The sequence below is a fragment of the Natrinema salaciae genome (genome assembly GCF_900110865.1).
In the GTDB taxonomy this organism is placed as follows: Archaea; Halobacteriota; Halobacteria; order Halobacteriales; family Natrialbaceae; genus Natrinema; species Natrinema salaciae.
In genome coordinates this window covers 12,349-24,618 of record NZ_FOFD01000004.1, presented here as the reverse complement: position 1 = coordinate 24,618, position 12,270 = coordinate 12,349, and the positions used below count along the sequence as shown (strand labels likewise).

General features: G+C 61.9%; 13 protein-coding genes. 5 read left to right on the top strand and 8 right to left on the bottom strand.

The window, feature by feature from the left end:
• Positions 1-2: 2 nt before the first annotated feature.
• The 3 genes from BMX07_RS25570 to BMX07_RS13685 form a co-directional block, all read right to left on the bottom strand.
• Positions 3-536 (bottom strand): nitroreductase family protein, encoded by a 534-nt coding sequence (locus BMX07_RS25570; protein WP_342708180.1) that lies wholly within the window; start codon positions 534-536, stop codon positions 3-5.
• A 954-nt stretch (positions 537-1,490) separates the two neighbouring features.
• Positions 1,491-2,624 carry a SagB/ThcOx family dehydrogenase gene (locus tag BMX07_RS13690; protein ID WP_090618483.1) on the bottom strand — a complete coding sequence of 378 codons (1,134 nt, stop codon included), beginning with the start codon at positions 2,622-2,624 and terminating at the stop codon, positions 1,491-1,493.
• 54 nt (positions 2,625-2,678) lie between these two features.
• The gene (locus BMX07_RS13685; RefSeq protein WP_090618482.1) at positions 2,679-3,914 is read right to left on the bottom strand and encodes an MFS transporter; all 1,236 of its coding nucleotides are present in this window, start codon (positions 3,912-3,914) and stop codon (positions 2,679-2,681) included.
• 234 nt (positions 3,915-4,148) lie between these two features.
• On the opposite strand from BMX07_RS13685, the gene BMX07_RS13680 reads away from it, so the two are divergent.
• The 3 genes from BMX07_RS13680 to BMX07_RS13670 all read left to right on the top strand — a co-directional run bounded on the left by BMX07_RS13680 (position 4,149) and on the right by BMX07_RS13670 (position 6,938).
• A complete protein-coding gene (locus tag BMX07_RS13680; protein WP_090618481.1) occupies positions 4,149-4,973 on the top strand; it encodes a lipoate--protein ligase family protein in 825 nt (274 codons plus the stop codon).
• A 76-nt stretch (positions 4,974-5,049) separates the two neighbouring features.
• A complete protein-coding gene (locus BMX07_RS13675; RefSeq protein ID WP_090618480.1) occupies positions 5,050-5,934 on the top strand; it encodes a deoxyribonuclease IV in 885 nt (294 codons plus the stop codon).
• A 206-nt stretch (positions 5,935-6,140) separates the two neighbouring features.
• Positions 6,141-6,938 carry a class I SAM-dependent methyltransferase gene (locus BMX07_RS13670; RefSeq protein ID WP_090619875.1) on the top strand — a complete coding sequence of 266 codons (798 nt, stop codon included), beginning with the start codon at positions 6,141-6,143 and terminating at the stop codon, positions 6,936-6,938.
• 38 nt (positions 6,939-6,976) lie between these two features.
• Here the strand turns inward: BMX07_RS13670 and BMX07_RS13665 are convergent, their stop codons facing one another.
• The 3 genes from BMX07_RS13665 to BMX07_RS13655 all read right to left on the bottom strand — a co-directional run bounded on the left by BMX07_RS13665 (position 6,977) and on the right by BMX07_RS13655 (position 8,864).
• On the bottom strand, positions 6,977-7,438 hold the full coding sequence (locus BMX07_RS13665; protein ID WP_090618479.1) for a hypothetical protein: 462 nt from the start codon (positions 7,436-7,438) through the stop codon (positions 6,977-6,979).
• Between the two features lie 196 nt (positions 7,439-7,634).
• Positions 7,635-8,252 carry a DUF6114 domain-containing protein gene (locus tag BMX07_RS13660; protein WP_090618478.1) on the bottom strand — a complete coding sequence of 206 codons (618 nt, stop codon included), beginning with the start codon at positions 8,250-8,252 and terminating at the stop codon, positions 7,635-7,637.
• A 6-nt stretch (positions 8,253-8,258) separates the two neighbouring features.
• Positions 8,259-8,864, bottom strand: coding sequence for a DUF6230 family protein (locus BMX07_RS13655; protein ID WP_090618477.1), 606 nt, complete (start codon positions 8,862-8,864; stop codon positions 8,259-8,261).
• Positions 8,865-9,258: 394 nt separating this feature from the next.
• On the opposite strand from BMX07_RS13655, the gene BMX07_RS13650 reads away from it, so the two are divergent.
• Entirely contained in the window at positions 9,259-9,909 is a 651-nt protein-coding gene (locus BMX07_RS13650; protein WP_090618476.1) for a helix-turn-helix domain-containing protein, read from the top strand.
• Positions 9,910-10,187: 278 nt separating this feature from the next.
• Here BMX07_RS13650 and BMX07_RS13645 read toward each other — a convergent pair whose 3' ends face one another.
• Positions 10,188-10,436 (bottom strand): PRC-barrel domain-containing protein, encoded by a 249-nt coding sequence (locus BMX07_RS13645; RefSeq protein WP_090618475.1) that lies wholly within the window; start codon positions 10,434-10,436, stop codon positions 10,188-10,190.
• 178 nt (positions 10,437-10,614) lie between these two features.
• Between BMX07_RS13645 and BMX07_RS13640 the strand changes: the two genes are divergently transcribed.
• Entirely contained in the window at positions 10,615-11,238 is a 624-nt protein-coding gene (locus BMX07_RS13640; RefSeq protein ID WP_090618474.1) for a hypothetical protein, read from the top strand.
• 113 nt (positions 11,239-11,351) lie between these two features.
• Here BMX07_RS13640 and BMX07_RS13635 read toward each other — a convergent pair whose 3' ends face one another.
• Entirely contained in the window at positions 11,352-12,080 is a 729-nt protein-coding gene (locus BMX07_RS13635; RefSeq protein WP_090618473.1) for a sterol carrier protein, read from the bottom strand.
• Positions 12,081-12,270 lie beyond the last annotated feature (190 nt).

Genomic DNA, 12,270 nt, shown 5'->3' with positions numbered 1-12,270 from the left:
CGTTATTTGCCCAGCGTGACCAGGTACGATGCAGGATTGGTGAACCCGTCGACATCTACCAGTGCGTCGACGACGGGATCGTCGAGTGCTGGCGTCTGAAACGCACCGAACTCCATCGAAACGCCGGCGAGAATGAGTCGTTGTGCGTGACCCGCAATTTTGACATAGAGATTCCGAAGTGAATTGTCGTGTCGGTACGCCCACCGCTCACGATCGATATTCTGGGTAAACAAGACAGTGATAGCACTGTTTCGAGAGTAAGGTTGGTGGGAGATCTCGTCCAGCAATCCGTCGACTTCGACGGGATCTGCCAGTGGCTCGACGATGGTAAGGGCATGTTCACGCATCGCGTACCGATACACCCCCGGTTCGAGGGTCTCGTGTCGCCCGACGATCACGAACACGTCGAATGGATACTGTGCAGAGAGCAGGTGAAGGGTCGGATCATCGTCCAAGTTCTTCGCGATATACTCGCGAACGTCTGCGACAGGAGCAAACGTGTGGGCGAGCAGTGTCGACAGCTCACTCTCCGTCATCGATTCCCCGGAGTAGTTTCTGACCGTGCGACGCTCGAGGAGAACGGATTCGAGCGACCGCTGGGGAAGCGCGTCTGGTTCGCCGAGCGGCACGAGCGTCGACTTCTCGAAATCCCCGAATAGGTCCGGTGGACTGTTCTCGTTTCGGTACGAATCGAGCGCTGTTTCTCTCGACTCGTATCGATCGTCGGGCGTATCGTCGATGTAATCGATGTCTCGAGTTGCGACGTGATAGTACAGCGCACGCCGCCACGTTCGTTCCATCCACTCCGAACGCCGGCGGAAAATCGGATCGTCCGCCGGAAGAAGGAAATCACCGCTGACCAGTGTTTCGAGCGTCGTTTCCGCCGTTTCAGAAGATACTGAGAACTCGTGTTCGACGAAATCGAGTAACTCGCTGCGGGTACGCGGTGATGTCGCGTACTCGAGCACTGATAGTACCGACAGATCGTCTAGAGTGAAGGTTCGTGACGAATCCGTGTACACCCGTCCGACCGGCTGGAGAGTTTGCGATTCGCCACACGTTCGGAAGGCGAAATAGAGGGCATCGTTACAGCGGAATCGCGTTGTTTCCTGTGAGAGGTCGTCCTCGTGTGCCGATTTAGCGCTCATATTAGGATCACTAATTTCCAATTCTTCCCCTCATAGTAAATAGATTTCTAAAGATAGAATTATATAAATATATAAACATTGAGATTTATGAAAGGTAGTTGAAGGGCGATACCAGGTGCGAACCCGAATTTACTCTTCAGGTTCCTTGTCGCGGCTTATGAAGTCGTGTTGGAGGAGTGCAACGTCGTCTTCCTCGACTTCATTGATATCGAACATTTATTTTCACCTCCAACTATTCTTTCACCAACAATCTACTTATAGCTATTGTATTCTAATATTTAATACCAGATTGTAAATAGTACTAATTGCCGATGGCCTCGGCTTGCCGTGGCGGCATGTCGTTCACTCCTGCTCGAAAGAATCATCCACCGTGTAAACGGCACCGAACGCGAGAAGTGGCTCTTCGAAGCCATCGATCTCGAGGAGGTCTTCGACGGCTTCGGCATCGAAACCGAAGTTACACTGGAACGCCCGTCCGTGGCTATTGGAAATGATCCGCATCGTTTCGACGATGTGTCCCAGGTCGTTGTGAACGACTGAGTAGGTCCTCGGCTCCCTGTACCGCCACATACTTCGATCGAGGCTTGCAGTATACAATAATACGATCGAACGGGTGCGGTTGTAGCCGGACAGTTCCGGAATATGTGCCTCGAGGTCGTCGATGTCGATCGTTTCGTCGAGGAGAGAGAGATGATGGTTCTGGTCCGAATAGTGATACAGTCCCTCGGGCACGCCGTCGACGTCTTCGATCAAAACGTACGTTTCGATCGGATGTCTCGCACCACCGGACGGAACCGCTTTTCGTAGTGTTCCAGTTGCCTCCTCCTCCGGGTTTTCGTCGCTGTTCAGTGCGCCGACTGTATAATACAGCAGATTGGAGGCGAACGCTGCCGAAGGCGATTCCGTTCGCATTCCGTTCTCGTCTCGATTCACCCAGTACTCGAACCCCGCGCCAACAGTCACCTCCGGATCTAGTGACGGCTCGGGGAGGGATACCGTTTCGGCCTCTGGGTAGTGTTTGTAAATGTCCGGTGGCGTTTCTTCCGCCTCGTATTGGGCCATCTTTGCGTCGTCGTACTCGATTCCTTCCGTGCTGGTGTAATTATTGAACGGGAAGTCGTAGATCGAGAGATAATAATCGGCGGCGTGGCCCCACCCGTATTCTTCCCACTCCCGAATACTCGATTCGACTGTCACCGGCCTCGAGTCCGGCGTAACGAGGAAGTCGTTCTCGACGAACTGGTCGACGGCCGATTCTGCATCCGATACCGAAACGTCGAATTCATCGATGAGGTACTGTTTGTACGAGTCTCTGCTTTTCCACGTCGTACCGAAGTCGAGTACCGATGCGAGCCGGTCGATGCCGTCGATATCATACCTCACATTGTTCAATAGATCCTCTACAACGAACCCCCGTTTCTGGTCCGAAGTATCAGCGGTAATCGTCAGACAGTAGTTCGATTTCAGTACGGTCATTATCACCTACATACCGGATTCGATAATATAGGAGTTTACGCTACGCAATTAGGCTCAGACATTATTGACGGCAATAGTGTTGGGATAGCGGGTGCGCAAAATAGCGTATCCGATACAGCCAGAGAACGCCACGATTACGCCGATAATACCGAAGACAAGTGCCGAACCGAGTTGTGCCATCAAGACGCTAGAGAGTCCAATAGAGGCGATTCGACTTCCCGACGACGCGGATCGGAAGAGTCCGAATACGCGTCCCATTTTTTCGTCGTCAGTTGCTGTCTGCATGTGTGTCGTGACGTACGTGAAGCCGGATGTCGTCGCGAAGGCTGCAACAACGAGAGCAATGCCCACGAACAGGAGTGAGTGAACTGTAGCGATACCGAACAGTGCCGTGCCGAGAACCACCATCGAGACGATGCTTCCGAGAGTAGCCGACGTTTCGAGTCGTCCACTCCCGATGATGGTACTCGCTAAAATAGCGCCGATCGCAGTCGCAGACGCGAGCCAGCCGTATGCGGTTGCGGACAACGTCAGGACCTCTCGGATATAAAACGGGAGCATTGCGTTGATCGATGCCGTTGCGAGGGAGATGAGAACTGCGATGGCGGTTCCCAGTAGCAGCGCCGGAGAAACGGCCACGTGTTTGATTCCATCGACGAAATCCCCGGTGATCGAGGGATCGGGCTCCCCGGTTCGGCCCGGGACATCGTATCCGAGGAGTGGAACGAAAAGAACGGCAGAGATGAAATAGCTCGAGGCGTCGACAGCGAAGAGCACGGCGGGATCGACGATGGCAACCGCGGACCCCGCAACGGCGGGGCCGACGAGTTGAGCGCTCGATCTGGCACCGGATACGAGCGCGTTCGCCGCCGAAAGATCGTCGTCCTCGATCAGTTGAGGAACGAGCGCTTTCTGGGCCGGTGCCGCAACGGACGAACACAATCCCAGACAAAACAGAACGGCGTACGCGAGCGTAAGTTCACGGATCTCGATCAACAGGAGGACAACGACCCCGCTAGCCAGTTCCGTACCCAAGATGATCTTGCCACGGTTAAATCGGTCCACGGCCGTACTCAGTACTGGCCCTGCAACGACCGTCGGAACGAGTTGGACGAGTGCGAGCACACCGATCCCCACTGCACCTAGATCGTCTTCGAACACGAAAATAGAGAATAATGCGATGAACGTGAACCAGTATCCGATTTTCGTCGTTAGAATCGATATGAATAGTCTGAGAAAGTCATCGTTCTTTAACGGTCGAAAGTAGGTGTGCTTTCGCAAGTCGATCATTGAGCGACAGTCCCTTTTTGGTTACATAATTTAAGCTTTTATGCATGATAATGGATAGTAATATGTATCCGATACTGGGCGAGGCGAATTCGATATCGGTTCCTGACGGTATTGGGAGACACTGTTCTCGGTAGTGTGCTGATATCGACTCACTTGCGGAGCAATAGTCGAAACTGAACCCGTCACTCACAACGCGTCGCAATCTCTAACCCGCTTGCCACTGTCCGAGCGGGTATGAGCAAACTCGCCGGTCGAGACTGGCGGCTAATCCGGGACGACCCCCGCGACGGGGCGACGCAGATGGCCCTCGAGGAGATCGCCGCACGAACGGCGCTCGAGGACGACGTTCGAACCGTTCGCACGTACTCGTGGGAGCCGAGCGCCCTCTCGCTGGGCTATCGGCAGGCCGCCGACACGGTCGACTGGGACTTCTGCGAACGGGAGGGGATCGACGTCACCCGCCGGCAGACCGGCGGCGGCGGGATCTACCACGACCGCGACGCCGACATCTCGTACACCATCGTTGCGCCCGCCGACGAGGTCCCGGGGAACCTGATGGACTGCTACGAACTGTTCTGCGAGCCGATCCTCGCGGCGTTCGATCGAATGGGCGTCGACGCCGGCTTCGCAGCGGCCGAACAGGACGCGATCTACCAGCCCTCGTGCTATCTCCGGGACATCAACCCGGCACACGACATCGTCGCGGGGGAGGCGGCGAAGAAGATCAGCGGCAACGCCCAGTACCGCCAGCGCGACGTCGTCATCCAGCACGGCTCGATCAGCTACGCCCTCGAACCGCGGGCACACGTCGGCGTCTTCGACGCCGACATCGACGAGGCGACGTTCACCGATCGCGTGACGAGCATCCGCGACGAGGCGGGGATCGAGCGCGACGAGGCCGTCGACGCGATCGCACGCTCGCTGCAGGACTGGTGCGACGCCACGGAATCGACGTGGCGCGACGGCGAACTCGAGGCGGCTCAGGCCCTCGCCGATCGGAAGTTCGGCACCGACGCGTGGGCTCGGGACCGTGAAGTGCTCGAGACGGGCGAGCAGTGATGACGGCCGCTATCCGATCAGATCGCACTCGAGTCGCTCCGTTATACCTATCACGAACCGGTACCGACGGGTGGCCATGAAGGTCGGTGCACACGTTTCGATCTCCGGTTCGCGCGTCTCGTCCGACGACGAAACACCGCCGTACGACGATATCCGCAACGCGGTCCACCGCCAGCTCGCGTTCGGCGGGAACTGCGGACAGGTCTTTACGACCTCGCCGCAGGTCTGGGCACAGCCCGAGCTCAGCGACGAGGCCGCCGAGGGATTCCGAGACGAGACCGACGAGCACCTCGAGGGACCGTGGGTCATCCACTCCGCGTATCTGGTCAATCTCTGCACGCCGAAAGACGACCTCCGCCGGAAGTCCAAAGAGAGCATGCAGGCGGAGCTCGACGCCGCCGCTCGACTCGGGATTCCGTACGTAAACGTCCACCTCGGGGCGCATACGGGCGCGGGCGTCGAGGGCGGGCTGGACAACGCCGCGAGCCTCATCGACGAACTCGAGGTGCCCGACGACGTACAGATCCTCATCGAGTCCGACGCTGGCAGCGGGACGAAACTGGGCGGCGAGTTCGCGCACCTCGCGGGGATCATCGACCGCACGGAGACCGATATCGGCATCTGTATCGACACCGCCCACACGCTGGTCGCGGGCAACGACCTCACGACACCCGAAGCGGTCGACGAAACGGTCGGGCGGTTCGACGACGAGGTCGGCCTCGAGTACCTCGAGTATATCCACCTCAACGACTCGAAACACGACGTCGGCACCCACAAGGACGAACACGCCCACATCGGCGAGGGCTACATCGGCGAGGATGGCATGCGTGCGATCGTTAACCATCCCGATCTGCGCGACCTGCCGTTCGCGCTCGAGACGCCGACGGAGGACGGCCGCGGTTTCGCGTGGAACATCCAGACGGTCGAGGAACTCCGGCAGGCGGAGCCGGTGCGACCCTAATACGGTCGAGTACGGAGCCGTCGACGTCCCGGAGCCTCCGCGCTCGTTCGCTCGCCGAAACGGAGGGATCTGGAGTGCCGAGCGACTCGGCGCGCAATCCGCCGACGAGGTGCGACCGATCGAGGCTCCCCTCGAACGGCGTCGATCCGTCGGGCACCCGTCGAGAAACCGACCCGTTTTTACTCGAGACGCCGCTATTGCGGGCCGTGCGCGAGTTCTCCGAATCCTACCTCAGTCGGACCCGCGAGGGGATGTGGGCCGATTCCCGCGCGGCCCTCGAGCCGCTGGCCCTCGACTCCCGAAACCGGATTCTGGACGTCGGCTGCGGAACCGGCGAGCTGAGCCGCGTCCTCGCGGCGGAGTCACCGGGCGAGGTGGTCGGCTGCGACGTCGATCCGGAACTGCTCGCGGCCGCTCGCGACCACGTCCCGGTCGTCGCGGGCGACGCCCGTCGGCTCCCGTTCCCCGACGATACGTTCGATCTCGTGGTCTGTCAGGCGCTGTTGATCAACCTGCCCGACCCCGCGGCCGCGCTCGCCGAGTTCGCGCGCGTCTCGACGGATCTCGTCGCGGCCGTCGAACCCGACAACGCCGCCGTCGAGATCGACTCGAGCGTCGACGCGGAGGGTGGGCTCGAGCGCCGGGCGCGGCGAGCCTACCTCGACGGCGTCGACACGGACGTCGCGCTCGGCGCTGACGCCCGCGACACCTTCGAGGCGGCGGGACTCGAGGCGCTCGAAACCCGCCGGTACGATCACGTTCGCACGGTCGAACCGCCGTACAGCGAGATGGCGGTGGTCGCGGCCCGGCGTAAGGCGACCGGGGCCGGACTGGCCGACGACCGCGAGACGATGCTTTCGGGAGCCCTGACCGAAGCCGAGTACGACGAGCTCCGCGGTTCGTGGCGCGAGATGGGGCGGTCCGTCATCGAACAGATGGAAGCGCGGGAGTATCGCCGCGAGGAGGCGGTCCCGTTCTTCGTCACCGTCGGACGAGTCGCCTGAGGCGCCAGCCGAGCGAGCGCGGCGACGCGAGCGCGCAGTCACCACGGGAGAAGCGCTCGCAGTGCGCTGCCGAGCAGTCCGCCGACGAGCCCGTCGACGGCGGTCAGCAGCGAGAAGGCGAGCACGATCAGGACGACGCTCGGTAGTCCGAGGCCCGTGAGCATCGGGCTGATCGGGCCGACGGACTCGAGCACCAGTAACGGCGGTTCGTTGTACAGTCCGAGAAGGGTGCCGAGCGACGCCGTCACCGTCCCCGCGATTCCGCCGACGAGCGCGCTCGCGATCACCGCGTGGACGACGCCGGACGCGATCCGACCGGCCGCGTACGCGGCGATGAACCCGGCGACGACGCCGCCCCCGATGCGAGTGAGCAGCGGGACCAGCAACGCGTTGAGATTGACGAGGACGCCGCCGATCACGGCTCCGAGGACGATCCAGGTGTCGACGGCCTTGAGCGAGAGCGCGCTCGCTCCGGCGTCACCCGTCTCGTAGTCACTCATGGCTGGTGCTCGATCCGTGCTCCGACGGCCCGGTCGTGTCGATGGCGCGGGTTCGTCTCACGGCGCTGCCTGATCCCTCGTTGCTTCGGCCGTCCGTTCGGCGGATCGACGCTCCCGGTGGTCTCTTCGATCCGCTCGCGACTGCTGGTGGGGGCGTCGGTCGGGAGCTGTTCTAGCGGTCGCGGTGGAATCGGTGTCAGTCATCGAGATCTCTCTGCGTGATCGTTTCGACGCCGTCTCGAAGCCGTGTCCCCGTCTTCTCGGCGACGCGGCTGATCCCCTCACGGAACCGGACGAGTGCGGCATCGACGGTTCCCGGTTCCGACACGGCGTCGTCGGCGTCGTCGGCCGGTATCCACGCGATACAGAGGTTGCCGCCGAGGATACCGAACAGCATGCCGAGGAACAGTCCGCCGAGCGAGCCGAACAGGGAGAAAATCGAGAGGACGACGCCGACGACGCCGATCTCGGTGGAGTGTTCCGGCCTGTACAGCGCGTAAACGCCCGACAGGAAGACGAACACGCCGAACAGCGTCCCGATGGCGAGAAAGCCCGTCATCCGTCCGCCGACGAAGAGGAGATCGGGCAGGATCTGCATCGGGACCCAGGTGATGAACAGGCCGGCCAGACAGAGCAAGACACCGCCCAGAAACGGGCGCTGGGCCCGCCAATCGTTGAACCGGCTCCAGCGATCGCCGGTCCAGCCGGTGGCTCGAGTCCATCGGTGCTCGAGCCAGCCGGAGAGCCGGTCCCATCGGTTCGTGACCCGTTCTGGGAGGCGTTCGGTGTCGTCCCGGCCGTTTGGAGTGGCCATCGGTGGTCACCCGTCGGAGTTGTACTCCACGTCGACGTCGAGTCCGGGGAGGCTGATCTCGTTCGAGGCGAGGTACACCATGTCGATCTCGACGTCTTGCTGGACCATTCCGGGGTCGTCTCCCTCGACGTCAGTGATGTAGCCGTCCTCGGGATCGACGTTCGAACCGGCCCGCTGCTGGAACTGCTGTTCGGGATTCTCGCTGGGCTGTGCGTCGATCACTTGCCCGTTGAACTTCGCGTTCTCCGCGTCCAGTCCGGTGAGTTTGATATACTGTTGGTCCGCCTCGACCGTCTCGTCGGCGGTGAAGGAGATCTCCATCGTCCCGTCCATCATCGGTACGTCCTGCGTTCTGGTTAGTCTCAGTCCGTCGATTTCGACGTCGCGCTGTTCGGCGACCATCACCGGCGTCGACCCGGCGTCGTTCTCTCCAGCGCTCGGGTAGAAGAGGAACTCGTCCGATCTGATCTCGTCGGCCTCGACGGTGAATCCGCTCCCGCTCGCCAGCGGTGCGGCGTACGCCGTTCCGGACGACAGGATGATGAGTCCGACCAACGCGACGACGAGAAATGATGCACCGGTTCCGCCCGCTAATCGCTTCGTATCGTACATGGTCCTGTCTGCTATCGGTTGCTCTCCGCGGTTCGTGATCGATTCGCTGAATTTCGGGCCGTATTGCACTCGAAGCGACCGAGGCGATGTTGTAGCATGTGTGTCACAAAGACACACCCAACACGATTTCCAATCATTTTACCTCCTCGTATACGGGGGCATTTATATCTGGGTCCGCCACAACTACTATATACGACCTGTTATTCCAGCCGTCGCGGTTGGTATACGTGCCCGACTGCGTCGACGCCCGGAGCGGTTCGTTTCCCCTCGAACCGAACACGATAGCAGCGCCCTCAGATCGGTATCCTCCATGTAGTTCAGGTTGAGTTTAGTTTTTAATATATATTATACTTAATACTAATAGTAACGTTCCCAATGGTGTGACTGTCTCGAGATGAGATACGCAAAATGCATCATCATCCCCGACGACGAGGGACTGCATCCCGTCGATCGCCGGATCGAAGCGCACCCGGACATCAGCCGTGATCTCCTTCACAACGTCAACCTCCTCGCCGACGAGACGATCGTCACGCTCTATCAGTTCACAGGTGATAGAGACGCGCTCAAGTCGATTCTGGAGGACTCCTCGAGAGTACGGAAGTACCAGCTCTCGGGCGTCGACGACGTGATACACGCCTACATTCACGTCGAAGCCGACGACAGGCTCGTCGGTCTGTTGAGTATGCTCACGAAGTTCGAGTTCATCTTCGATACGCCCCTCGAGTTCACGCGTCGCGGCGGGTTGTGCGTCACGATGATCGGCGACGTAAAGAGCTTCCAGAAGGCCGTCCCGGACGTTCCCGACGGGATCAGGCTCAAGCTCCTCAAAACGGGGTCCTACGAACCGGACACGGATCGGCTCTACTCCCAGCTCACCGACCGCCAGCAGGAAATCCTCCGTACCGCCGTCGATATGGGGTACTACGACGTTCCGCGCGCGGTGACCCACGACGATATCGGCGAGGAACTCGGCTGTACCGGGGGAACGGTCGGCGGCCACCTGCGAAAAATCGAATCGAAGCTGCTCTCCCAGGTCGTTCCGTGACGGACGGACGACTCGAGGAGTGACCGGGGATATCCGATGCGATCGGCGCAGTGACGGGGGAGTCGGCGTCTGTGTTTCTCATCGCCACGGAGTCGAAATGGACGACCAGCGCTGCCGAGGCCCTCGCGGACGGGGCCTCGACGCGCGACTGCGTCTCCTCGCTCGCGAGAGGGTACGCCTGCGAGCGTTCGGTCGAGGCGACCGGCGATGCGCTTCAGCTCCTCGGGGCCGCAGGACTCGATCTCGAGGACTGCACGGAGCGCTCCGCTCGCAGTCGCTCAGTCGGCCCTCCGAACGACGATCTGGTCGTTCACCGTTTCGATATGGCTGACGGGAATTCGCAATCGGCCGTCGTCGTCGGGTCGGCCGGGGGCGGTCGACGAAAGCCGGCTGGGGCGGTCGACGACGAGATCGCGGAGCGCGCCGGACTCCGGGTCCATGGTAACGGTCGAGAGCGTCCCGAAGTCGGTCCCGTCGATTCCGACGATCGGCTTTCCGCTGAGGTTTCGCGCTAACAGCTCGTTCATACGTTCTCGGCCCACACCCCATCGTAAATGGTTTTGGTCTCGTCTCTCGTTCCTGACAGGGGTAATCGGCTCGCAACACGGCTCCGTGGTCGGCGGATGCGCCGGTCACGCGCTATAAATGGCCTCGGATACGCGGAACAACACTGAGGCGCGTCACCGATCAACACGCGGCACGGCTATGGCCGAGTCCGACGCGGGCACCGGATCCGACGCCGATCCGAGCGGCGACGCCGACGAGCCGCCGTACCGGGTCGCGCTGGCCCCGCTCTTCGAGCGGGTCGAGTCGCTCGAGGCCGATGTTCGGGAGTTCGAGGCCGCGATAGCGGGCGGTCTCGCCGGAGGGTTCCAGGCCGCGCTGGTGATCCAGCTGTACGACACCGACGCGATCAGGCGGGTCGGGGCGATCGTCGGCGCGCCGACGCTGGACGGCGGCTGGCTCGCGATGCTCGCGCTCGGCGTCCTGTTCGCGCTGCCGTTTCGTCCCGTCGTCTCGCGAACGATCGACGGGTTCGTCTCGTCGATCACGACGCTTTCGAGACGCAACGACGCTGTACGTGCGGTTCTCGTCCCGCTGCTCCGGCGGTCCGCGTTCACGACGACGATGGTCGGACTCGGCAGCGGTTACGGGGTCGCGGTGGGCGTGCTCGTCTCCCTGTTCGCGTCGCCGCTCTGGCTGTCCGTCGCGACGGAGCAGCCGGCGGTCGTGCCCGACGTCACGGCGAGCGGCCTCGTCGGCGTCGTCGCGTGGACGGTGTACGGCGGCACGCTCGGGCTTGTGTACGGATCGATCCTCGAGCACTGAACCGCCGGCGGTTCTGCGTCGCGTACGATCTTCCCCGCGGCTCGCTCGAGGATCGCGTCGGACGGCGAGCGGTCGCCGGTGACCGCCGGCCGAGGGATCGGTCACCGCGGGAGTCAAAACACGAATCGCGAGTCGACGCCGGCCGAGATCTCGCCGAGATCGACCGCCGCGTCGGCGTACTGCAGGATCGTCTGTATGTCGCCGTCGATCTCGAACTCGCCGGCCATCAGCATGTCGATGACGTCGCCCTCGCCGCGGACGAGCGTCGCCCACTGCTCGTAGTCACCGACGAGTCGGAACCCGTACTCCCGACCGTCGAGGTCCGTGATCGCTTCGACGCCGCGGCACTCGCCGTCGTAGAGATCCAGCTGCGCGTAGATGGTCCCGTCGGCGGCGACGTTCTCCTCGAGTTGGACGATCAGTTCGTCGAGGACGTCGGGGAGCGCCGCCCGCAGTTCCGGCCACGTTCGCTCGGGGAGCGCCGCGACCGTCGTTTCCGTGATCTCGGCGGCGACGCGGTCCTCGAGCGAGCCGTCGCGGGAGTCGACGCGCTCGCGGACGGCCGCCGGCGCTCCCTCGAGGATCGGTTCGATCTCCGCCGCGGACCGGCCGGAGAGTTCGTCGTCGGTCGCCGTGACGATTTCCGGCGGCAGGTCGGCGACCGTCGTGGTCTCGAGGGGGACGTTCTCGATCTGGAAGACGAACGATCCGTCGAAGTCGACGCCCCAGCCCGCCGATTTCTCGGCGTAGCCGTCGTCGGTGTTGATCGCGTCCCGATACGCCTCGAGCCAGGGTTCGGTCGGGAAGTACTGTTCGATCGGTCGCAGTCGGTGCGTACTCATAGATGGTGATCGGGCCGCAGCGCCCGATGTCTGGGAGTGATCGTCGTGAACTACCGTCGCGCTTTCTCCGGTCATACGAGGCCGTTCATCACGGGCACCCGGGTTCCCGCTCGGACGAGGAACCGGCGTGGAAGCGCGACCCGGTTACCGCGGCGGCGACGGGGACCCATCCCGCTGGGTCGGTCCATCG